Here is a 22583-nt window from a genome sequence, read left to right on the forward strand (position 1 = left end):
GGCCCGCGCCTACACTGGGCCATCACAACAACAGGAGGTGCGCCATGAACACCCGGACCGCCGATCGATTCCAGAGCTTCGCCGAGTTCTACCCCTATTACCTGCAGGAACACAGCAACCCGACCTGCCGCCGCCTGCACTACGTGGGCAGCCTGCTGGTGCTGTCCCTGCTCGCCTACGCCATCGCCAGCGGGCAGTGGCTGTGGCTGCTGGCCCTGCCGTTTGCGGGCTACGGCTTCGCCTGGGTCGGGCACTTCGTGTTCGAAAAGAACCGCCCGGCCACCTTCAAGTACCCGCTGTGGTCGTTCATGGGCGACTGGGTGATGCTCAAGGATGCCTTCACCGGGCGCATCCGCTTCTGAACCATCGCCGACCGGCATAAGCCCCCGGCAGCGCACGGGACGATATCGCAGCCTTGCGGAAAAGAGGTTCGTGTCGCCGAGTGCAAGCCAGCCCGGACGGCGCTACCGGCGGATCAGCCGTTCCCGCGCGCGGGCCTGATCGTCGGGCGCCAGTTCCGCCAGCAGCTCGACCTCACCGGCGATCAGCGCGCCCACCGGCACACCGTCGCGGTAGAGCACCCGGTTGCCCGCCAGCGCCGGTACCTTGCGCCCCGGCAGCAGGGTGCCGGACAGGTTCAGCGGATCGACAGCCGAAACCACCACCCACTCCCCATCGACCTCGCGGCGGCGCACCTCGCGCAGCAGCCCGACCGCCTCCGGCAGGGCGAACTGCTCGCCCGTGAGCCCGGCGACGAAGCGGCCGCCACGGATTTCCCCACGCGCTTCCAGGCGGTGACAGACCCGCAGCAGGTCGCGCCACAGCGGCAGCCAGTCGGCCTCGCGGTCGAGCAGGCGCCAGCAGACCACCCCGTAGCGGCGCAACAGGGTCATGGCGACATGTTCCAGGGCTTCCGCCGGCAGCCGCGCGCCCGCTTCCTGCGTGGATCGGCGCAGCAGCGCCCAGCGCCCGGCGTCGGCCATGCCGAACAGCGGCGTGCGCGAACGCCGTTGCGGATGGCGCCGCGCCGCCGGCATCAGCAGGGCGCGCAGGCCGGCGAAGCTGTCGGCATTCACCCGCCCAGCCGCTACCAACTCGCCCAGCACGGTTTCCAGCTCGGTGCGCAGCAGGTGGCTGTCGCTGGCCAGTTCCTCGAAGAAGGACGCACCGTGCTCCTTGAGCACCTCCAGCACCTTGTTGGCCTTGGTGGACAGCTCGGCATCCGCCTGCCCCGCGCTCAGCACGCTCCATTGCGCCATCTGCGCACGTGGCAGCAGCACGATAGGCGTGCTCTTCAGCGGGCCGCCGCGGCCCTTCGCGGCGACTCGGCCGGGCAGGCGCGCCCAGACGATGCGGCCGGCGCGACACAGGTCGTCCAGCCAGTTGATTCCGTAGTCGGCCACGCGGCTGGGCAGGATGTCGCTCTCCCAGGCACCGGCAGCCGCCTGGAAACCTTCCAGTTGGCTGAGCACGCCGGCCAGCGACTCCGCACCGCGCATCCGCGTGCCCGCGGAGACACGCTGCCAGTCGAACAGGAAGCGCATGAAGTCGGCACGCTGCACTGGCTCGATCTCCCGGCGCAGGCGCTTGACCGTGTAGCGGTGGATACGCGCCAGCAGGTGGCGCTCGCACCACTCCTCCTCGCGCGCGCCGGGCGTGAAGCGTCCGCGCAGCACATAGCCCTCGCGCTCCAGGCTGGCCAGGGCGAAGCCGGCATCGCCGGTGGAAATGCCCAGGTCCTCGGCCAGCTCGCGCTGCAGCCGCGGGCCGAATCCGGTGAGCCGTGCGCGCACCAGTTCCACCCGCGCGTCATCCGTCGGACAGTCCTCGCACAAGGATGCCGGCAGCTCGAGCGGCGGCTTCGTGGCAGCCCGCGGATGCAGCGCGCGCCACTGGCTGAGCCGTTCCGCCGCCACCCACACGGCGCCTGCGGGTAAGGCCAGGCAGGTCGCCCGGCCCGCCTTGGCCAGCGACTTGAGCAGAATCGGCCAACCCTCGCTGGCCTGGGCCTCGCTGTCACGGATACCGCCCAGGCCGCTCAGCGCCTCGTGCATCTCGTCGGCGTCGCGGGCTTCCGGCCAGGCCTCGGCGCGCACCGCGGCGATGGCTTCGGCATCCAGCGCGCCGAGGTCGTCGGCGCTTTCCGGATCGGTCCAGCGGCGACTCTGCACGGCCTGGGTGCGGCGCTCCTCCAGCGGCGCGTCGTCGAGGAAGGCGTAGGGACTGGCCGACAGCACTTCCGCCGCCAGCGGCGACGGCGCCGGCAGGTCGCGCGCCAGCAAGGTCACCTCGCCGCGCTCCATGCGTCGCAGCAGGACCAGCCAGCCTTCGCTGTCCATCGCCTCGTGCAGGCAGTCATCGAGGGTCTGCGCCACCAGCGGGTGATCGGGTATCTCGCGCTCGCCGACGATGTTCTCCAGGCACGCCACCTGGTCGGGGAATACCGAGGCCAGCAGGTCTTCGCTGCGCATGCGTTGCAGTTGCGGGGCGACCTTGCGCCCGCCGCTGTAGCGCGGCAACGCCAGCGCGGTGGTGGCGTTCCAGCGCCAGCGCACACCGAACAGCGGCGCATCGAGCAGCGCCTGGATCAGCACCTGCTCGGCGCTGTTGGAGTGCAGGTAGCGCCAGACTTCCTCCAGCGGGAAGCTGTGGCTGGTGGACAATGAGAGGATGATGGCGTTTTCGGTGGCGGCGGCTTGCAGCTCGAAATTGAAGGTGCGGCAGAAACGCTTGCGCAACGCCAGGCCCCAGGCACGGTTGAGGCGGCTGCCGAAGGGCGAATGGATCACCAGCTGCATGCCGCCGGACTCGTCGAAGAAGCGTTCGAGGATCAACGTCTTCTGGGTCGGCAACGCGCCGAGGGCGTGACGGGCGCGGGCCAGGTATTCCACCAGTTGGCGCGCCGCGCCCTCGTCCAGATTCAGTTCGTCCCGCAGCCAGCCGAGGGCTCGGGCCAGGGGCTCGGCATCGCCTTCGCCCTGGGCCAGCAGCTCATCCAGCCGGGCGCGCAGGCGGGACACGCTGAACGACAGCTCATCGCTGCGGCCCGGCGCTTCGCCGAGCCAGAAGGGAATGTTCGGCGGTTGGCCCTGGGCGTCCTCGACACGCACCCGCCCCGGTTCGATGCGCAGGATGCGGTAGGAAATATTGCCCAGCTGGAACACATCGCCGGCCAGGCTTTCCACGGCGAAATCCTCGTTCACCGAACCCACCGTCAACCCTTGCGGCTCCAGCAGCACGGCGTAGTCGCCGGTATCGGGAATGGTGCCGCCGGAGGTCACCGCGGTGAGCTTGGCGCCCCGCCGCCCGCGCAGGCGCCGGTGCACGGCATCGCGGTGCAGGTAGGCGCCGCGCTGGCCGTTGCGGCTGTTGTAACCCTCGGCGAGGGTGCGCAGCAGGGCATCGAAGTGTTCGCGAGTCAGGTCGGCATAGGGCTGGGCGGCGGTGAACAGCTCGAACAGGGCGTCCTCGCCCCATTCCCGGCAGGCCACTTCGGCGACGATCTGCTGCGCCAGCACGTCCAGCGGCGCGCGCGGAATCGTCAAGGCATCCAGCTCGTCGCGGCGCACGCTGTCGAGCAGCGCCACGCATTCGACCAGATCGTCCCGCGAAGCCGGGAACAGCCGTCCCTTGGGCGTACCGCCGACGCTGTGCCCGGAGCGCCCGACGCGCTGCAGGAAGGCGGCGATGGAGCGCGGCGAACCGAGCTGGCAGACCAGCTCCACGTCGCCGATATCGATGCCCAGTTCCAGCGATGTAGTGGCCACCAGCACCCGCAGCTGGCCGACCTTGAGTCGCCGCTCGGCGCCCAGGCGCAGTTCCTTGGACAGACTGCCGTGGTGCGCCGCGACCCAGCCGGCGCCGATGCGCTCGGCCAGGTGCCGGGTGACCCGCTCGGCCTGGCGCCGCGTATTGACGAACACCAGGGTGGTGCGATGCGCCTCGGCCAGTTCGGCGAGGCGGTCGTAGACCTTGTCCCAGACATCGTGGGACATCACCGCCTCCAGCGGCGCCGGCGGCACCTCCAGGTTCAGGTCGCGCTGGCGACTGTAGCCGATGTCGATGATGCGGCAGGCCTGGTGGCGGCCGACCAGGAAGCCCGCCACCGCCGAGAGGGGTTTCTGCGTGGCGGACAGGCCGATGCGCACCAGCGGCGCTTCGCACAATGCCTGCAACCGCTCCAGCGACAGCGCCAGGTGGCTGCCGCGCTTGTTCGCCGCCAGCGCGTGGATCTCGTCGACAATCACGCTGCGCGCGCCGGCCAGCATCGCGCGGCCGGAGTCCGAGCCGAGCAGCACATAGAGCGATTCAGGCGTGGTGACGAGGATGTGCGGCACCCGTCGGCGCATGGCCTCGCGCTCGCTGGAGGTGGTGTCGCCGGTACGCACGGCGGTGCGGATGTCCACTTCCGCCAGGCCCATCCTGCCCAGCGCCGCGCGGATGCCGGCCAGCGGTTCTTCCAGGTTGATGCGGATGTCGTTGGACAGCGCCTTGAGCGGCGAGACGTAGACCACCGTGGTGCGATCCGGCAGTTCACCGCCGTTGGCCAACCCCTCGCGCACCAGCACATCGATGGCGGCGAGGAAGGCGGTGAGCGTCTTGCCCGAGCCGGTGGGCGCGGCCACCAGGGTCGAATCGCCAGCCTGGATCGCCGGCCACGCCAACGCCTGCGCCTGGGTCGGCGCGGCGAAATGCGCGCGGAACCAGGCCGCCACCGCCGGATGGAAGGCGACCAGCGCGTCGGCGCGCCTGACGCGGGATGAGGTTCGGGAGGTGGTCATATTCCCCACTATGGTGGCGCGCGAAGCCCGTCACAAGGACCGCCGATCGTGGCTCGTCGCAGGCCGCGCCAGCCGTTACTCTTCCCTCATCCACCAGCGGACGGACAGCCGATGAGCGAGCGAGATCGCGACTACTACTGGGAGCAGGTCAAGCAACAGAACCGACAGAAGCCGCCCGACGACCCGAAGCGCAACTGGCGGATACTGGTGAAGCCACTGCTGTGGTTCCTCATCCCCCTGCTGATCCTCGCCGCCGGCACCGCCCTATGGCGCAATCCGGCCAGCCAGCCCTGGCTCCACGAGCGCTGGGTGCTGCTGCAGATTCGCCTGGGCATTTCGCCTGACGGCATGCCGGCGGCTCCAGCCGCCTCGCCCTATAGCGACAGTCCGCGAAAGCTTTCCGAATGCATCAAGCCGGGCAACGTGATCGACGATGAAGTGCGGGCGTGCGTAAAAGGGTACCGGCCGAAGACGTGGTGAGCTTCAGGAGCCTGCGTTCGCAGGAGCGCACGGTGTTCCCCGCCCCGCCCGCGCCGGCCTTGCCGGTCAATCCCGGACAAAGTCCGCCTGCGCCCGAGGCGAGCGTAGGAGCCCTGGCGCCAACCTGTGGGAGCGAGCTTGCTCGCGAACGCTGTTTCCCGATGACTCCAGCGTTTGGGCGGTTCGCGAGCAAGCTCGCTCCTACAATCAACTCAGGACTCCTCGCTGTGCCCCAATCCATGCATGCGCAGCTTGTTGGCGATAGTGGTATGCGACACCCCCAGCCGCTTGCCCAGTTGCCGACTGCTCGGGTGCTCCCGATAGAGCCGCTCCAGCACGGCCTTCTCGAAACGGCCGACGATGGCATCCAGTCCGCCGTCCAGGGAGAAATCCCCCAGCGGATGCGGCGCGCCATAGTCCGGCAGGCGGATGTGCTCGGGCTTGATGGTGCCGCCCTCGCATAACGAGACCGCCTGGAACAGCACGTTCTCCAGCTGCCGCACGTTGCCCGGCCAGTGGTAGCGGCCGAGGCGGTCCAGCGCCTGTGGGGCGAGCCTGGGCAGCGCGCAGCCGATCTGCCGGCTGGCCTGGTCGAGGAAGTGCTCCACCAGCGGCTCCAGGCCGTCCAGACATTCGCGCAGCGGCGGGATGTGCAGCGACAGCACGTTGAGGCGGTGGTAGAGGTCCTGGCGGAACTCGCCCTTGCTGCACAGTTCGGACAGGTCGACCTGAGTCGCGCAGATCACCCGCACGTCGAGGTACACCTCCTCGTCGCTGCCCACCCGGCGGAAACAGCCGTCCTGCAGGAAGCGCAGCAGCTTGGCCTGCAGACGCGGGCTCATCTCGCCGACGCCATCGAGGAACAGCGTACCGCCGGCGGTCAGCTCCAGGAGACCGAGCTTGCCCTCCGGGCGCGCGCCTTCGAAGGCGCCGGGACCGTAGCCGAACAGCTCGGTCTCGGCCATCGACTCGGGCAGGCCGGCGCAGTTCAGCGCCATGAACGGCGATTGCCCGCGCGGGCTGGCCAGGTGACAGGCGCGGGCCAGCAGCTCCTTGCCGGTGCCTGTCTCGCCTTCGATCAGCAACGGCGCATCCAGCGGCGCCATGCGCCGTGCCTCGCGGACCACGGCGGCCATCACCCGCGAGCTCTGGAAGATACTGTCGAAGCCGCGCAACTCCAGGCGCCGCACGTTATAGATGCGCTCGCCGACGCGATCGGCGCGGTGCAGCGTCAACACCGCGCCGGCCAGCGCCTCGCTCTCGTCGTGCTCGGACTGCAGCGGCGCGATGTCGGCGAGGAATACGTCGCCCTTCACCTTCACCCGCAGGCCATTGATGCGCGCCTTGTTGGCCCGCACCAGTTCCGGCAGGTCGAGGTCCTCCACGTAGCGCGACAGCGGGATGCCCGGCACCTCGTCGACACGCACGCCGAGCAGTTGCGCGGCCGCGCGGTTGGCGGCGACGATCTGCCCGGCCATGTCGATCGACAACACCGGGAAATCCAGCGCCGCCAGCAATGCGTTCAGCTCCAGGTGGCGGCGCTCGCTGGGCATCAGGCCGACGCGCTTGACGCCGAACACGCCGGGCACTGCCTCGAGCTTGGGCTTGAGCGACTGGAACTGAAGATTGATGAGGTTCGGGCAGAGCAGGTAGATGGCGTTGCCCTGCTCGCCGCCGACTTCGCCGCGATTGACGTTGATGCCGTAGTCGACCAGCAAGTTGAGGATGTCGCGCAGGATACCGACGCGATTCTGGCAGTGCACTTTGATGCGCATGGCGGGCCCGTGATTGTGATTCTGATGGGCGCTCCGGCGCTTTTTTCGCAAGGCAACCGGAAATTTCCGTCAAGAATATGTGACACCATGACACACCTTCAAGCCATGAAGGGACGAGCGCACGTCAAAGCGTAATCATTTCTTTACGCAATCCCCTTCCTCAAGAGCCGCCAGGCGTCTATCCGGGGGCTGTCCGGTAGCACGACTCGCGTTAATTGTGGAGCATCACAACAACAAGGCCCGATGCCGGAGGCCCCATGAAGACAACGCAGTACGTGGCCCGCCAGCCTGACGAACACGGTTTCATCCACTACCCGGAAACCGAGCACCAGGTCTGGAACACCCTGATCACCCGCCAGTTGAACGTGATCGAGGGCCGCGCGTGTCAGGAGTACCTGGACGGCATCGAACAACTCGGCCTGCCCCATGACCGCATCCCGCAACTGGCCGAAATCAACCAGGTGCTGCAAGCCACCACTGGCTGGCGCGTGGCGCGGGTGCCGGCGCTGATCCCCTTCCAGACCTTCTTCGAACTGCTGGCCAGCCAGCAATTCCCGGTAGCCACCTTCATCCGCACCCCGGAGGAACTGGACTACCTGCAGGAGCCGGATATCTTCCACGAGATCTTCGGCCACTGCCCGCTGCTCACCAACCCCTGGTTCGCCGAGTTCACCCACACCTACGGCAAGCTGGGCCTGGCCGCCAGCAAGGAAGAGCGGGTGTTCCTCGCCCGCCTGTACTGGATGACCATCGAGTTCGGCCTGCTCGACACCTCCCAGGGCACGCGCATTTATGGCGGCGGCATCCTCTCCTCGCCGAAGGAGACCGTCTACAGTCTCTCCAATGTCCCCGAGCACCAGGCCTTCGACCCGCTGGAATGCATGCGCACCCCATACCGCATCGACATCCTGCAGCCACTGTACTTCGTGCTGCCGGAACTCAAGCGCCTGTTCGAGCTGGCCCACCAGGACATCATGGCGCTGGTGCGCGAAGCCATGCACCTGGGCCTGCATGCGCCGAAATTTCCGCCCAAGCAGGCCGCCTGATCCGCCGTATTTACCCCAATCTGTGCCTGTGAGCGGACTCACTCGCGAACGTAAGATGATTCGCGAGCCCGCTCCTACGCCCCCACTCAGGAGAAAGCCATGACCGCACTCACCCAAGCCCATTGCGAAGCCTGCCGCGCCGACGCCCCGAAGGTGTCCGACGAAGAACTGGCAGTACTGATCAAGCAGATTCCGGACTGGAACATCGAAGTCCGCGACGGCCACATGGAGCTGGAGCGCGTCTTCCTGTTCAAGAACTTCCGCCACGCCCTGGCCTTCACCAACGCCATCGGCGCCATTGCCGAGGAAGAAGGCCACCATCCCGACCTGCTGACCCAATGGGGCAAGGTCACCGTCACCTGGTGGAGCCACGAACTCAAGGGCCTGCACCGCAACGACTTCATCATGGCCGCCCGTACCGACGAGGTTGCGCAAACCGCCGAGGGCCGCAAATGAGCCATTTCGCCAAGGTCACCCGCGTGCCGGGCGACCCGATCCTCGGCCTGCTCGACGCCTACCGGGCCGACCCGAACCCGGCGCGACTCGACCTTGGCGTGGGTGTCTACAAGGACGCCCAGGGCCTGACGCCGATCCCCCGCGCGGTGAAGATCGCCGAGCAACGCCTGGTGGAAACCGAAACCACCAAGAGCTACGTCGGCGGCCACGGTGACGCACTGTTCGCCGCGCGCCTGTGCGAAGTGGTGCTGGGCACCGACTCGCGCCTGCTGGCCACCCAGCGCGCCGACGCCACCCAGACCCCGGGCGGCACCGGCGCCCTACGCCTGGCGGCGGACTTCATCGCCCGCTGCCTGCCAGGCCGGAGCGTCTGGCTGAGCGACCCGACCTGGCCGATCCACGAAAGCCTGTTCGCCGCCGCCGGTGTGCGTGTATCGCACTACCCCTACGTCGATGCCGACAACCACCTCGACGTAGAAGCCATGCTCAGCGCCCTGGAGCGCGTACCCCACGGCGACGTAGTGCTGCTGCACGCCTGCTGCCACAACCCCACCGGCTTCGACCTGGCCTACAACGACTGGCAACGCGTGCTGGACGTGGTGCGCCGCCGCGAGCTGCTGCCGTTGCTGGACTTCGCCTACCAGGGTCTGGGCGACGGACTGGAAGAAGACGCCCGCGCCGTGCGGCTGTTCGCCGACAGCCTGTCGGAAGTGCTGATCACCAGCTCCTGCTCGAAGAATTTCGGCCTCTACCGCGAACGCACCGGCGCGCTGATCGTCTGCGCCGGCAGCGCCGCCAAGCTCACCGACGTGCGCAGCCAACTGGCGCTGATGGCCCGCAACCTCTGGTCCACTCCGCCTGCCCACGGCGCCGAAGTGGTCGCCACCATCCTCGGCGACACGGACCTCAAGGCACTCTGGCTGGAAGAGCTGGACGGCATGCGCGCGCGCATCGCCGATCTGCGCCTGAGCCTGGTGGAGGCCCTGCGCCCCCACGGCCTGGCGGAGCGCTTCGCGCACATCGCCATCCAGCGCGGCATGTTCTCCTACACCGGCCTGACGCCGGACCAGGTACGCCGCCTGCGCGAAGAACACAGCGTGTACATGGTCGGCAGCGGCCGCGCCAATATCGCCGGGCTCGCCGCCGAACGCCTGGACGACCTGGCGGCGGCCATCGCCAGCGTCTGCCGCTGACGGATCGTCTACCTCTTCGACCGGCCCTCGGGCCGGTCCTTTCTGAGACAGGGGAGCGGCGCCCACGTCACTGCGGGCAAGGTTTCGGAAATGTCCTTATCCCTCGACGACAGCCCTCCAACGCCCCCGGCCCTGCCTTGTAGCGCGGGATACGGTGCCATTGCCCCAGGCACTGGAAAACCTCGCCCAGCCCAATTCACCGCCGGATCGGAAGGGCATATTGCTGGCGCGTGAAAACGTACGGATACCCTGGCAGACTCCATCACAATCCGTAGGAATGGCGGCGAAAAGGCCTCACTCAAGGAGCCTTGCCTGGCAGGGCCCAATGGAATGCCAGTTGCAGGTTGATGGACGGCGAGACGCCATTGCTCAACTCTACCCGCTCGATGCTGATCCAGCGCTCAGCCCCCTCGATGGCGAGGAGCAATCGTCCATAGCTGGTGGGATCGAAGCTCCCGCGCACCTGTACTTCGATTCGTGGATCCGGCTTGCCATCATTGAAGTCCACCGGATCCAGCACTGTCACCCGCGGCTCCATGACGCCCGCCTTCCTGATCTCGACATCCAGCCAGGACTGCACATCGGCACGTGCCAGCGAGGCATTCTGTGCCTGCCATAAATGGGCACGGAACTGCGCCAGGCGATCCTCCGCCTGGACAGCGCGTTCGGGCCAGTAGGACTGTCGGGCCAGGTCGTGCATTTTCCGGAGCTCCTCCGCAATGCCCGTGTACTCCTGCTGCCTGGCGCCTTTCCAGTCGGCACAGACACCCACCAGGTCGATCACCAGCAACGCAAGGATGATCCAGCCGGCCAGGCGCAAACGAGGTTGCTCCTGCCAGCGCTGTACCCACTGATGCCAACGCTGGCGTGGCACCGTCCATAGCTCTCCCATGACTCCACTCCATTAATTCAGGGACATGGCCAACTGCAAACCGTCCCCTCGGGGAGAAGGCTCTACTCGTACATCGTGGAAGTGCCCCTCGTCCTGCAGGCGCTGGACGAAGAAGCGCGGATCCATGTTCGTGGTGTTGATCAGCAACGCCAGCTCACGGCCATCGAAACGCCAGGTGGTCAGCCTGCTGTCCGGCGGAAGCAACTCCGCGACTCTTTTCATCAACTCGATCTGCGTGGGTATCGCTTGCATTCGCCGCTGGAGCTCCTGGGATTGCGCTACCGCCCGCTGAGTCCGGGAGCGAGCATCGAGTAGCGGCTCGATATCCTTGACCAGTTGCGCATGCTCGCTCTGCAACTCCCGCATGCCCGACCAGGAAAGAACGCCCTGGGTTATCTCCATCGTGCCCCCCAGCACCAGCGCCGCAGCCAGTCCATGAGGCACCCAGCGCTCCCAGGCCCTGTCCCCCGGTCCTCCCGCTGCTGCCCACGGCGCTTGCAGATATTCGAACCGCTGCACCTCAGGCACAGTTGTGACCTCCAACCCCGCCAGACCGCGTGTCGCGAAGCGGATCTGCTGCAGAGAGGGTGGTTCCCGGAAGTGAAGACTCAGCAGCAGGACCCCCTGCTTCCACACCTGCAAGTCATAGCCGTGCATCACCTGGATCAGGCGCAGGACAGGTGAAGCCACTGCCTCCACCGGGCTTTGCAACAGAGACTCGGGCAGGCAGCGATAGCGCCTGGGGGCATCGGCCATGTCCTGCGCCAATGCCTGCCGGACCTGCCTGTCCCACATCCACAGCAAAGCATGGCCACCCCGCCAGACGGCATGGTATTCAGGGGTGCGATATGCCGACAGGCTGGACACCTTCATCGCCAGCGCCTGACCACGCTGCGCTCGAGGCACATGACTGAAGTCGAGGCAACGGTACAGGCACTGGGAACGGTCGATCACCCATTGCGTGGGGGCGGTACGCCAGAGCCCTTGCGGACGATGGGTCCAACGCAGGAGGCGGCTCCCGTCAGCCCCAAGGGCCTGCCACAAGCGGGGCGGCGAGTAGGCCAGGTAGAGTTTGAGGCGATTGAGGTTCGACGATTTCAGAAGCATGGCTGGGTAAGGTTCTTCGTTGAAGGAATTGCCAGGGCGGCAGAGAGGAACTGTTGGGTAGCAGCTTGAGTTGAAACTCATGGCGAACCTCACCATCGCGGGGACGGATACGGATCAGAACCACAGAGCTGGGTAAACGTGACCAACCTTCCGGAGGAATATCGCCGTAGTAACCGCCGAGAATATTTTCCAGATCGGAGCCACTGAGAATGGGGCGCTCTCGACGAAGATCGAGCAGCCGCAGAAGTCCTCCTTCGGGAACTCTCCACGCCTGAGTGAGCACGGCAGCACTGGCCGTGTTCAGATTGAGGCCGGCCTCTCCCACCGTGACCAGTTCGCTCCACCCTCTGGCGACCAGTAGCTCCTCCCACTGCTGCCACGATGGCAGGCGGAACACCTCCATAGGTGAGCGCAGGCGACGACGGGCCAATAACGAGGAGGCCGTTCCACGCTCAGCCGCCTGGTAGAGCGCCAGTTCGCGCAACATGCGCGCAGTGCTTTCCGCCGGTACGCCAAGGCTGAGCAGGAGGGCATTGATAGCGGCAGGATCACTGCTGTTCAGGCTCAACCGGGAGGCCCGGTCAATCAGTGCCACGCAGAAACCGTTGACCCAACAGAGCTCCCGGCCATCCAGAGGCAACTCAGCTCCCGCGGACAGCATCGACGGATCCATCTCCGACGGATCGGCGGGAGCACTCTCCGGAGTGGTCTGGCCTGCGGCAGTCAGGCGATGGGTAGCCATCAGCCAGGTCAGGCGGCTCAGCATGCTGCGCTCCTCGAAACTTCTCTGTACCCCTTGCCGCTCCGCTTCGAGCGTTTCCCGAGAGCGATCGATCCACAGCACCGCAGCGCCCACCACCAGCGTCATGCAGGCCAGGAACCAGATGACGCCGACCAGTACGAACCCTTGCTGGCCACCGATTCGATCGGTCCTGATATCAGCGATCATCCAGGGCAAGACCTCGTCTGGGCATCTGTACCGGCGCCATCAGGAACAACCGCTCCTGTTCGGAAGCCACGGCAACCGCATCCGGCAGCGCGTCCGCCAGCTCAGGAACGGGAGGCCAGTCCTCATGCCAGCGTCCCTGACCGTCCAGGTATTCGAAACGGGCATCCGCCGCAATCGCCAAAAGTGGCCAGCGGCTGGCCTCGACACGCCGCACATAGATCAGCTCGGCAGCAGGGCCCTCGGGCTCCAGGCGAAAGGCAAAAGGCGTCGGGATACCTTCCCGGCGGTCCACGCTGCTCAGCGTCACGGCCTCGAAACTCAGCGGATCACCACGAAATCGCTCGCCAGTTTCGCCCTGCTCGGGTGCTGCCAGCTGGGAAATGGCATCGGAGAACCAGCCGAACGCCAACTCCCGTAGATAGCGCTGATGCCCTTCGCGCGCAAAGGTATCGTTGACCTTGGCGACGTAGGTCATTCCCTGTATCAGCAGGGTCGTGATGAACGACAGCAGAACGAGCACCACCAGCAGCTCCAGCAATGTGAAGCCAGACTCGCCCCTGTGCACGCTCCGCCGGAGCATCATTCGTCCCCCCCGGCATCCTGCGCCACGCGGGTTCGTTGGAAGCCCGGCAACTCGACGAACAACTCGATCGGGTCGGCGTGTTCCTCGAGAATGAGGACCTTGACCCGGTACAACGCAGCATCGTACGGCCCCGGAGCGCCGCTATGGCGCCCGACGACTGGGCGCGCCTCCACCAGAGCATCACACGTCCACTCCAGCGTATAGGGCCCCAGGTGCACCTGGCCTTCGTGCTGAAGCGAAGGGTTGATCTGCTCCAGATAAGCCAGGGCGACTCGGGATGCATCGAGCCGACGCTGTACATCCGCCATTCGCTCCACTGTGACGAATCCGGAATTGAGCCAGGCCAGCAATGCCCCGCCGACCACTACCAGCAGCGTCATGGCGACCACCGCCTCCAGCAGCGTGAATCCAGCCTGGCGGCGACTCATGAGCGGCTCGGCAGGCACAAGGGGGCATCCAGCCTGAGGTGATCCACCACCTCCCCCCGGATCAGATCGACCTGCCCCCCCAGACAGGCACCATTGCGGCGAAACACCACAGGTGGCTGGGCCGACAAGGACCAGCCGGGCGGCAGATCCAGCATCCGCCCGGGCCAAACACCCTCGCGACCTATAACCACGTCGGTCGCCTCGAGTCGCGCACGATAGCCAAGGCTGCGCAACTGATCGGCAATGTCCTGCATATCGATACGGCGCTTCCAGGCCTCCTGCATCTTCAGCAGACCGGGCATGACCACCGCACCGAGCAGGGCTACCAGCGCCAGCACCACGACCATTTCGAGCAACGTGAATCCCGATGGTCGCTCACTGCACGGGTAGATAGCCGATCTCGGCATTCTCACCTTCGCCACCTGACTGGCCATCGGCGCCACGGCTATAGAGCGAAAATGGCTGCTCCTGGCTTGGCTTGGCGCTGTAGATATAGGGATGGTTCCAGGGGTCCAGGGGCACGCCGCCCTCGAGGTAAGGTCCCCTCCAGTACTTCCTGATGAGTTCGTCGGTGGGGGCGGTGTTCAGCAACGCCAGCCCCTCCTGCTCCGTCGGCAACCTGCCGATGTCCAGACGCATGGTCATCAATGCCCCCTTGAGCATCTTGACCTGGGTTTCGGCGGTCTGAATCTTGGCTTTGTCGGCCTGACTGAACAGTCGTGGGCCGACCAGTCCCATGAGCAACCCGATGATCACCAGGACCACGATCATCTCAAGCAAGGTAAACCCTCGCTCTCCATACCTGCTCTTCACTCGCGTTCTCCCTCCATACGACCGACGTCAGAACCGGCGCCGGCGACTTTCCGATGCCCGGCGGGGCAAGCCCGTCGCGGTCCGTTCACAGCACGATGTCGTTGGCGCTGGTGATCGCCAGAACGACGCCGGTGATGATCACGCCGAAGGCCGTACCGATCAGCAGGATCGATAACGGCTCCATCAGCGCCAACACTCTCCGCATCCTCGACCGCCCCTGCTCCTCATACAGCCCAGCGAGGCTGTCGAGCATTTCCGACAAGCGCCCGGACGTCTCCCCAACCCGAATGAGGTTGCCGCCCGTGGCGGTTATGGCATGCCGATTCTCCAGCGCCAGCGAGAGGGATAAACCGCCTCGTACATCCTGGGTGACTCGCTCCATCACCTCCCGCTGCGTCGGAACCCGCAGACTCTCGGCGGCAAGGCGCAAGGCATCGACCAATGCCACGCGATTGCCCAGCAAGGTGCCGAGCACCTTCGACCACTGGGCGACCTCGGCCTGTAGCAGCCACTCGCCAAGAACGGGCAGCCGCAGCAAGGCCCCCAGGCCTCGCCCTCGTACCCGGGAGTTGCCTGCCAGCGATACAGCGAGCACTGCGGCCATCGCCACCATCAAGGCCAGGAGCATCGCGTTGTTCCTGCACCACACGCCGCTGCTGAGTACCGCCCAGGCCAGCCAAGGCAAACGATCGGCATGCTCGAGCAGGTTGGCGAACTTGGGCACGACAAAGACGAACATCATCGCCACCGCGCCGATACCGCTCATCACCAGGATCGCCGGGTAGATCAAGGCATTGCGGATCTCGTCCCGGGTACGCCGCTCGTACTCCATCTGGGCGACGCAATCGCGCAACGAGGCTGCGAGGTTGCCGGTCATTTCTCCGGCGGTGACCAACTGATAGGCATAGCGAGGCAACGGTAGACGCGCCGCCTCCAGTACCTGGGGGAAAGAACGTCCCTGGCGGAGCCCGTCATTCATCCCTTGCAAGGCATCGGCCAGGCGGGGATGCTGCGCGGCCCGCTGTTGCGCCTCGACCGCCTCCGCCAGGCTGACACCTGCGCCAAGCAAGGTCGCCAACTCATAGAGCGCCAGATTGAGCTCCTCGGCCCGCAACCTTCGACCCCTGCGCATCATCGAGCGACTGGGTTGCGCCAGCGACAGCGGCGTCAGCCCCTGGGCCTCCAGTTGCCGTGCGGCCTCCTCCCTGGAGTTGGCATTCAATTCACCGCGACAGCGTTTACCGTGGCGGTCGATGGCTAGGTACTGCATGCGCATGGTGTCAACCGCTGGTCACACGATGGACTTCATCGACCGTGGTCAAGCCCATCCAGGCCTTGATAAAGCCGTCCTCGCGCATGCTGCGGAAACCCTGAGCCAGGGCCAGGCGCCGCATCTGCTCCACTGGAGAACGCTGCATGATCAGTTCCTGCATCTGTGGCAGCACGTCAATCATTTCGTAGATTCCCAAGCGCCCCCGGTAACCGGTGCCCTGGCACTGCGCGCACCCCACCGCGCGCTTCCAGGCCGGCGCCCGATTCGGGAACAACTTCGCCACCAGACTCTCCACCCCCTGCCGCTCTGCTTCGGGGAGCCCGGATGCATGAGGTTCAGCACAGTGGCTGCACAGGCTTCGAACCAACCGCTGGGCCTGCACACCGCGCACCGGTGAAGCAACCAGAAACGGCTCCACCCCCATATCGATGAGGCGGGTGAAAGCGCTCACGGCGTCATTCGTGTGCAGTGTTGAGAACACCAGATGTCCGGTCAGCGAGGACTGCACGGCAATTTCCGCCGTTTCCAGATCACGGATCTCACCGATCATGATTACGTCCGGGTCCTGGCGCAGGATCGAGCGCAACGCCGCGGCAAAGGTCAGGCCGATTTCCGAATGGGCCTGGACCTGGGTGATATGCGGCACCTGGTACTCCACCGGGTCCTCCACCGTGATGATCTTGCGTACCCCGTCATTGATCGATTCCAGGCAACCGTAAAGCGTGGTCGACTTGCCCGAGCCGGTGGGGCCGGTAACCAGCACGATGCCATGAGGCTCCAGCGTCCAGGTACGCACCATTTCCAAGTGATCCGGTAGCATGCCAAGGCTATCCAGACGTAACCCCTCACGCTTCTTGGGCAACAGACGCATCACCACGGACTCGCCGTGCACACCGGGTAACGTCGAAACCCGGATATCCATCTCCTGACCACCGACTCTCACGCTCATCCGCCCATCCTGCGGAAGACGTCGCTCGGCGATATCGATCATGGAAATCAGCTTGATTCGCGACACCACGGCGGCAAAACGCTCGCGAGGAAGCGATAGCTGCGACTGCAGGACGCCATCCACCCGGAGGCGCACCTGGAAGCTGAACTCGCTCGGCTCGATATGAATGTCCGAAGCACGCTTCTCGATAGCCTGGCCGATCACGTTGTTCACCAACTCGACGATCGGCGCCTCTTCTGCCATTTCACGCAGATGCCGTACATCGTCATCCCCGATCGTCTGGGACTTCCATCCATCACGTTGCTGGTGTTCATCGATGATCCGCAGCCAGGCATCCAGTTCCTGGGAACGGCACAACACCCAGTGCGGGGTCAGGTCGGGATAGAAGTGACTCAACACATCACGCAGGGCGGGCTCCAGGGGGTCGCGAGCCGCCACCAGCAAGGCGTTCGGCTCGTCCTGCCAGAGCACTATCTGTTCGGAAAGAAACCACTCGACACTGATCGGCGTCGCCTCCAGCAATCCGGCAATAGCCACGGCCGACGGCCCCTCCAGATCCCGCCCTACGAGAGGAAGTGCCAACTGCTCGGCAAGCTCTTCAAGCAGCGCCGTCTCCGAGAGTGCGCCGGAGCGCATCAGGATGCCTCCCAGGCGGCCACCGATGCGTGCCTGGAGATCGAGCGCCCGTTCAACCTCCTGGTCGGACACCACCCCCTTGCGAATCAGGCGTTGCCCCAGCAGGTCCGGTGAAACCGCCTGCATCAGGTCGTCCGCTCGTTCAGAGGACATCGGCAAATCCGCATTTCACGCGCATGAACAGCCCGATACCGATCACCGCGAGAACCCCGGCCGTCACATGGTAAGCAACGATCTGCGACAGCTCCGGCAATGGCGAACCGAAGAGAACAGCCCGCACCGTCTCGACCGGAATAGTCAACGGGTTCAGCGCGAGGTAGGAGCGCGCGGATTCAGGAAGAGAGGTCAACGGGTAAAGGATCGGACTGAGGAACAAGGCGAGTATCAGGACGAACTGCACGATTTGTCCGACATCTCGGAAATACGTCCCCAGCGCCGCGATTAGGAAGGTCAACCCGACAAGGCATACGAGAAACGGCAGCAACACCAACGGCAGGTAGAGCACGCTCCAAGCCAGCGGATGTCCCAACAGCAGCATGGCTACAAGCAGGACAAGGTAGCCGATGAATACATTGAGCAGCCCGGCAAGAACCACGGAAAGAGGAATGACTTCAAGGGGAAAAACCAGTTTCTTCACGTAGTTGCCATAGCTGTGCATCACTGATGCCGCACGGCTCAGGCATTCACCCAGCAGGGTATTGAGCAGCAACCCCGAAAACAGGGTCAGGGCAAATGAAGAGGTGTCCTGATCGGCACCCCAGCGGGACTTCAGGATATGGCCGAACACGAAGGTGTAGACAACCAGCATCAGGAAGGGGGCGATAATGATCCAGGCCCGCCCCGGCAAGGTGCCGCGATACCTGGATTCGATCTCCCGCCGCGCCAGCGCGACGGTCAGTCCGAGGCGCTCGAACACGGACTCGTACCAGGAAAGAAAGTGATGCTTCGACACGCACGCCCCCGACCGACTCGGACCGGTTTTCTACAAACCGCCCAGAAAAATGAGTAGGTAATGGTGAGGGCTGGGAGACTTTCGGAGATGCAGGACCGTTCCGCAGCTACGTACGGCATTTTCCGAGGATGAGGAGGAACCCATCCGAACGCTCAGGGCATCCGGATGGGCAGAGGGGATCAGAGATTGTCCAGGCCGAGCCGGGCGATCTCTCCGAGAATGCTCTCCACCACCGCGTCGATGGTCATCTCGGTGGAGTCCACCAGAATCGCACCTTCCGCCGGTTTCAGCGGTGCCACGGCGCGTTGGCTGTCGCGCTCGTCGCGGGTGCGGATTTCCTCGGCCAGTTGCGCCTGGTCGCTGTCGATGCCCTTGTTCTTCAGTTGCAGGTAGCGGCGGCGGGCGCGCTCCTCGGCCGAAGCGGTGAGGAAGATCTTCAGCGGCGCATAAGGGAAGACCACGGTGCCCATGTCGCGACCGTCGGCCACCAGGCCCGGCGCTTCGAGGAAGGCACGCTGGCGTTGCAGCAGCGCGTCGCGCACCGCGGGCAGCGCGGCGACTTGCGAGGCGCCGGCGCCGACCTGCTCGGTGCGGATCACGTCGGTGACGTCTTCGCCTTCGAGGATGATGTGCTGGCCCTGCCCGCCCTTGCGGTGGGTGAACTGCACGTCCAGGTGCGCGGCCAGGACCTTGAGGGCCTCCTCGTTGGTCAGGTCGATGCCGTGGTTACCGGCGGCGAACGCCAGCAGGCGGTACAACGCGCCGGAATCCAGCAGGTTCCAGCCCAGACGCTTGGCCAGCAGACCGGCGACCGTGCCCTTGCCGGAACCGCTGGGGCCGTCGATGGCGACGACCGGCCATTCGCCTCTCATTTACTTGCCCTCCTCGGCGACGCGGATGCCCGCGCCGGCGGCCAGCCCTAGGAAGTTCGGGAAGGAGGTGGCGACGTTGGCGCAGTCGTGGATGCGGATCGGCGCGCCGGCACGCAGGGAGGCCACGCTGAAGGACATGGCGATACGGTGGTCGCCGTGACTCCAGACTTCGCCGCCACCGTAGCTGCCGCCGTCGATGATGATGCCGTCCGGGGTCGGTTCGCACTTCACGCCCAGGGCCAGCAAGCCGTCGGCCATGACCTGGATGCGGTCGGATTCCTTCACCCGCAGCTCTTCCGCGCCGCGCAGGACGGTGCGGCCTTCGGCGTTGGCGGCGGCGACGAAGAGTACCGGGAACTCGTCGATAGCCAGCGGCACCAGGTCTTCGGGGATATCGATGCCTTTCAGCCGGGCCGAACGCACGCGGATGTCGGCAACCGGCTCGCCGCCCACTTCACGCTGGTTTTCCAGGGTGATGTCGGCACCCATGAGCTTGAGGATGTCGATGATGCCGGTGCGGGTCGGGTTGATGCCGACGTGCTCCAGGGTCAGGTCGGAACCTTCGGCGATGCTCGCGGCAACCAGGAAGAAGGCCGCCGAGGAAATGTCGGCCGGGACTTCGATGGAGGTGGCACTGAGCTTGTGGCCGGACTCGACGCGGGCGGTGGCGCCTTCGACGTCCACCGGGTAGCCGAAGCCGCGCAGCATGCGCTCGGTGTGGTCGCGGGTCGGCGCCGGCTCGGTGGTGGAGGTGCTGCCGGCGGCATAGAGGCCGGCGAGCAGCAGGCAGGACTTCACCTGGGCGCTGGCCATCGGCATTTCGTAGTGCATGCCGGTGAGCTTGTTGCCGCCACGGATGGTCAGCGGCGGACGGCCTTCGGGACCGGTCTCGATCACCGCGCCCATTTCCCGCAGCGGCTTGGCCACGCGGTTCATCGGACGCTTGGACAGTGAGGCGTCGCCGGTCAGGGTGGTGTCGAACGGCTGGGCGGCGAGCAGGCCGCTGAGCAGGCGCATCGAGGTTCCGGAGTTGCCCAGGTAGATCGGGCCAGGCGGAGTCTTCAGGCCATGCAGGCCGACGCCGTGAACGGTCACGCGACCGTGGTGCGGGCCTTCGATGACCACGCCCATGTCGCGGAACGCCTGGATGGTGGCGAGGGCGTCTTCACCCTCGAGGAAGCCTTGCACCTCGGTCGTGCCTTCGGCCAGCGAGCCGAGCATGATCGAGCGATGGGAAATGGACTTGTCGCCCGGTACGCGAACACGTCCGGAGAGGCGGCCACCCGGCTGGGCCAGGAAAATCAGGTCATTGTTGTGCATGGCGTCCACATAGGCCCGGCGGGCCAGGATTTTGCTGAAATGCTCGCGGGCAACGCGGGCGCGGGTGAAGACGCCCATCAGTTGTTGCCCGTCCCCTTGGTCGACGGCCTCGCGCAGATCATCAAGGTCGTCACGGAATACGTCGAGGATGCGCAGCACCGCCTCGCGGTTGGCGAGGAAGATGTCGTGCCACATCACCGGGTCGCTGCCGGCGATCCGCGTGAAGTCGCGGAAGCCGCCAGCGGCATAGCGGAAGATCTCCAGATTCTCGCTGCGTTTGGCCAGCGAGTCGACCAGCGTGAAGGCCAACAGGTGCGGCAGGTGGCTGGTGGCGGCAAGAACTTCGTCGTGGTGCTCGACAGCCATCTGTTCGACATCCGCCCCCAGCTCGCGCCAGAGGCTTTCGACGCACTGGATCGCGTCCGCATCGGCATTATCCAGCGGCGTGAGGATGACTTTATGACGGCGGAACAGTTTCGCGTTGGCCGCTTCCACCCCGCTCTGCTCGGAGCCGGCGATGGGATGGCCGGGCACGAAGCGCGCCGGCATGCCGCCGAACACCGCTTTCGCCGCACGTACCACGTTGCCCTTGGCGCTGCCCACGTCGGTCAGGATGGCGTTGTCGATGTCGAGGGTGGCGAGTTCGCCGAGGACCTTCTCCATGGCCAGGATCGGCACGGCAAGCTGGATCACGTCGGCCTCGCGACAGCCGGCGGCGAGGCTTTCCTCGCAGCGGTCGACCACGCCCAGCTCCACCGCCAGGCGTCGGGTCTGCGGATCGCGGTCGACGCCGACCACTTCCTCGAACAGCCCCTTCTCGCGGATACCCTTGGCGAAGGAGCCGCCGATCAGGCCGAGCCCCACCACAACCAGTCGGCGAAGCTTTTGCGGCTGGACATCAGGCACGGGCGAGTACCTTGGCCAGCGCTTCGAGGAAACGGGCGTTCTCGGCCGGCAGGCCGATGGAGATGCGCAGGTGCTGTGGCATGCCGTAGCCGCCCACCGGACGGACGATAACGCCCTCGGCGAGCAGGGCCTGGTAGACCGGACCGGCATCGCGCTTGAGGTCCACGGCGATGAAGTTGCCCTTGGAGGGAATCCATTGCAGGTCCAGCGCGCGCAGGCCGTTTTCCAGCTGGGCCATGCCTTCGTCGTTGATGCGCTTGCCTTCGGCCAGGTACTGGGCGTCGTCCAGCGCGGCGCAGGCGGCGGCCAGGGCCAGGCTGTTGACGTTGAACGGCTGGCGCACGCGGTTGAGTACGTCGGCGACCTGCGCCGAGGAGATCGCGTAGCCAACGCGCAGGGACGCCAAGCCGTAGGCCTTGGAGAAGGTGCGCGAGACCAGCAGGTTCGGGTAGCGCGCCATATATTTCAGGCCGTCCGGCAGCTCTTCGCCTTCGGCGTACTCGATGTAGGCCTCGTCGAGCACCACCAGGACATTCTCCGGAACCTGCGACAGGAAGCGCTCCAGCGCGTCCGGGCCGAACCAGGTGCCGGTGGGGTTGTTCGGGTTGGCGATAAAGACCACGCGGGTATTGGCATCGATGGCCGCCAGCATGGCTTCCAGGTCATGGCCCCAGTCTTTCGCCGGCACGACCTTCCCCTGGGCGCCGACGGCCTGGGTGGAGATCGGGTAGACCGCGAAGGCGTACTGGCTGAACACAGCGTTCAGGCCGGGCGCCAGGTAGGCGCGAGCCACCAGATCGAGAATGTCGTTGGAGCCGTTGCCCAGGGTGACCTGCGCGGTTTCGACGCCGCAGCGGGCGGCCAGGCGGCTCTTCAGTTCGAAGCCGTTGCCGTCGGGATAGCGGGTCAGTTCGGCCAGTTCCGCGCGGATGGCCTCGAGGACCTTCGGGCTCGGGCCCAACGGATTCTCATTGCTGGCCAGCTTGACGATGCCGGCGGGGTCAAGCTTCAGCTCGCGGGCCAGCTCATCGACCGGCTTGCCGGGTACGTAGGGGGAAAGCTTCTGCACACCCGGCTGGGCCAGGGCAAGGAAATCACACGACATCGCTAAAAGCCTCAAGCTATGGGCCGCAAGCCATCAACCGTCTACCGACGTGTCGGCAGCTTGCGGC

General features: G+C 65.8%; 20 protein-coding genes. 5 read left to right on the forward strand and 15 right to left on the reverse strand.

The window, feature by feature from the left end:
* Window positions 1-44: 44 nt before the first annotated feature.
* Entirely contained in the window at window positions 45-362 is a 318-nt protein-coding gene (locus H681_RS17065; protein WP_015478124.1) for an Mpo1-like protein, read from the forward strand.
* Between the two features lie 102 nt (window positions 363-464).
* Here the strand turns inward: H681_RS17065 and H681_RS17070 are convergent, their stop codons facing one another.
* Window positions 465-4781, reverse strand: coding sequence for a DEAD/DEAH box helicase (locus H681_RS17070; RefSeq protein ID WP_015478125.1), 4317 nt, complete (start codon window positions 4779-4781; stop codon window positions 465-467).
* Between the two features lie 111 nt (window positions 4782-4892).
* On the opposite strand from H681_RS17070, the gene H681_RS17075 reads away from it, so the two are divergent.
* Window positions 4893-5261 carry a hypothetical protein gene (locus H681_RS17075; protein WP_015478126.1) on the forward strand — a complete coding sequence of 123 codons (369 nt, stop codon included), beginning with the start codon at window positions 4893-4895 and terminating at the stop codon, window positions 5259-5261.
* 212 nt (window positions 5262-5473) lie between these two features.
* On the opposite strand, the gene H681_RS17080 is transcribed toward H681_RS17075, so the two are convergent.
* Window positions 5474-7036: a sigma-54-dependent phenylalanine hydroxylase transcriptional regulator PhhR gene (locus tag H681_RS17080; RefSeq protein ID WP_015478127.1), complete on the reverse strand. Its 1563-nt coding sequence runs from the start codon at window positions 7034-7036 to the stop codon at window positions 5474-5476.
* 257 nt (window positions 7037-7293) lie between these two features.
* Here H681_RS17080 and phhA point away from each other — a divergent pair, with 257 nt between their 5' ends.
* From phhA to H681_RS17095, 3 genes are all read left to right on the forward strand, one after another.
* On the forward strand, window positions 7294-8082 hold the full coding sequence (gene phhA, locus H681_RS17085; RefSeq protein WP_015478128.1) for a phenylalanine 4-monooxygenase: 789 nt from the start codon (window positions 7294-7296) through the stop codon (window positions 8080-8082).
* Between the two features lie 99 nt (window positions 8083-8181).
* A complete protein-coding gene (locus H681_RS17090) occupies window positions 8182-8538 on the forward strand; it encodes a 4a-hydroxytetrahydrobiopterin dehydratase (RefSeq protein WP_015478129.1) in 357 nt (118 codons plus the stop codon).
* Complete coding sequence (locus tag H681_RS17095; protein ID WP_015478130.1) at window positions 8535-9731, forward strand: amino acid aminotransferase; 1197 nt, start codon at window positions 8535-8537, stop codon at window positions 9729-9731. Before H681_RS17090 ends, H681_RS17095 begins: the two co-directional genes overlap by 4 nt.
* A gap of 298 nt (window positions 9732-10029) precedes the next feature.
* Here H681_RS17095 and H681_RS17100 read toward each other — a convergent pair whose 3' ends face one another.
* From H681_RS17100 to hisC, 13 genes are all read right to left on the reverse strand, one after another.
* Window positions 10030-10623, reverse strand: coding sequence for a hypothetical protein (locus tag H681_RS17100; protein ID WP_080636234.1), 594 nt, complete (start codon window positions 10621-10623; stop codon window positions 10030-10032).
* 12 nt (window positions 10624-10635) lie between these two features.
* Window positions 10636-11730, reverse strand: coding sequence for a hypothetical protein (locus tag H681_RS17105; RefSeq protein ID WP_162140833.1), 1095 nt, complete (start codon window positions 11728-11730; stop codon window positions 10636-10638).
* Window positions 11645-12679: a hypothetical protein gene (locus H681_RS17110; RefSeq protein ID WP_015478133.1), complete on the reverse strand. Its 1035-nt coding sequence runs from the start codon at window positions 12677-12679 to the stop codon at window positions 11645-11647. The genes H681_RS17105 and H681_RS17110 overlap by 86 nt, the downstream gene beginning before the upstream one ends.
* Window positions 12669-13217, reverse strand: a complete 549-nt coding sequence (locus H681_RS17115; RefSeq protein ID WP_236620484.1) for a type II secretion system protein GspJ — start codon at window positions 13215-13217, stop codon at window positions 12669-12671. The genes H681_RS17110 and H681_RS17115 overlap by 11 nt, the downstream gene beginning before the upstream one ends.
* A gap of 41 nt (window positions 13218-13258) precedes the next feature.
* Window positions 13259-13690 carry a PulJ/GspJ family protein gene (locus H681_RS17120; protein WP_041712660.1) on the reverse strand — a complete coding sequence of 144 codons (432 nt, stop codon included), beginning with the start codon at window positions 13688-13690 and terminating at the stop codon, window positions 13259-13261.
* Window positions 13687-14037 (reverse strand): hypothetical protein, encoded by a 351-nt coding sequence (locus H681_RS17125; RefSeq protein WP_015478136.1) that lies wholly within the window; start codon window positions 14035-14037, stop codon window positions 13687-13689. Before H681_RS17125 ends, H681_RS17120 begins: the two co-directional genes overlap by 4 nt.
* A 28-nt stretch (window positions 14038-14065) precedes the next feature.
* The gene (gspG, locus tag H681_RS17130) at window positions 14066-14461 is read right to left on the reverse strand and encodes a type II secretion system major pseudopilin GspG (protein WP_051070481.1); all 396 of its coding nucleotides are present in this window, start codon (window positions 14459-14461) and stop codon (window positions 14066-14068) included.
* A gap of 127 nt (window positions 14462-14588) precedes the next feature.
* Entirely contained in the window at window positions 14589-15779 is a 1191-nt protein-coding gene (locus H681_RS17135; RefSeq protein ID WP_041712102.1) for a type II secretion system F family protein, read from the reverse strand.
* Window positions 15780-15783: 4 nt separating this feature from the next.
* Window positions 15784-17514 carry a GspE/PulE family protein gene (locus H681_RS17140; RefSeq protein ID WP_015478139.1) on the reverse strand — a complete coding sequence of 577 codons (1731 nt, stop codon included), beginning with the start codon at window positions 17512-17514 and terminating at the stop codon, window positions 15784-15786.
* Window positions 17504-18277, reverse strand: a complete 774-nt coding sequence (locus tag H681_RS17145) for an ABC transporter permease (protein ID WP_236620485.1) — start codon at window positions 18275-18277, stop codon at window positions 17504-17506. The genes H681_RS17140 and H681_RS17145 overlap by 11 nt, the downstream gene beginning before the upstream one ends.
* A gap of 215 nt (window positions 18278-18492) precedes the next feature.
* Window positions 18493-19185 carry a (d)CMP kinase gene (cmk, locus tag H681_RS17150; RefSeq protein ID WP_015478141.1) on the reverse strand — a complete coding sequence of 231 codons (693 nt, stop codon included), beginning with the start codon at window positions 19183-19185 and terminating at the stop codon, window positions 18493-18495.
* The gene (locus tag H681_RS17155; RefSeq protein WP_041712105.1) at window positions 19186-21411 is read right to left on the reverse strand and encodes a bifunctional prephenate dehydrogenase/3-phosphoshikimate 1-carboxyvinyltransferase; all 2226 of its coding nucleotides are present in this window, start codon (window positions 21409-21411) and stop codon (window positions 19186-19188) included.
* Window positions 21404-22516 (reverse strand): histidinol-phosphate transaminase, encoded by a 1113-nt coding sequence (hisC, locus tag H681_RS17160; RefSeq protein WP_015478143.1) that lies wholly within the window; start codon window positions 22514-22516, stop codon window positions 21404-21406. The genes H681_RS17155 and hisC overlap by 8 nt, the downstream gene beginning before the upstream one ends.
* Window positions 22517-22583: the final 67 nt, after the last annotated feature.

The organism is Pseudomonas sp. ATCC 13867 (assembly GCF_000349845.1).
GTDB lineage: Bacteria > Pseudomonadota > Gammaproteobacteria > Pseudomonadales > Pseudomonadaceae > Pseudomonas.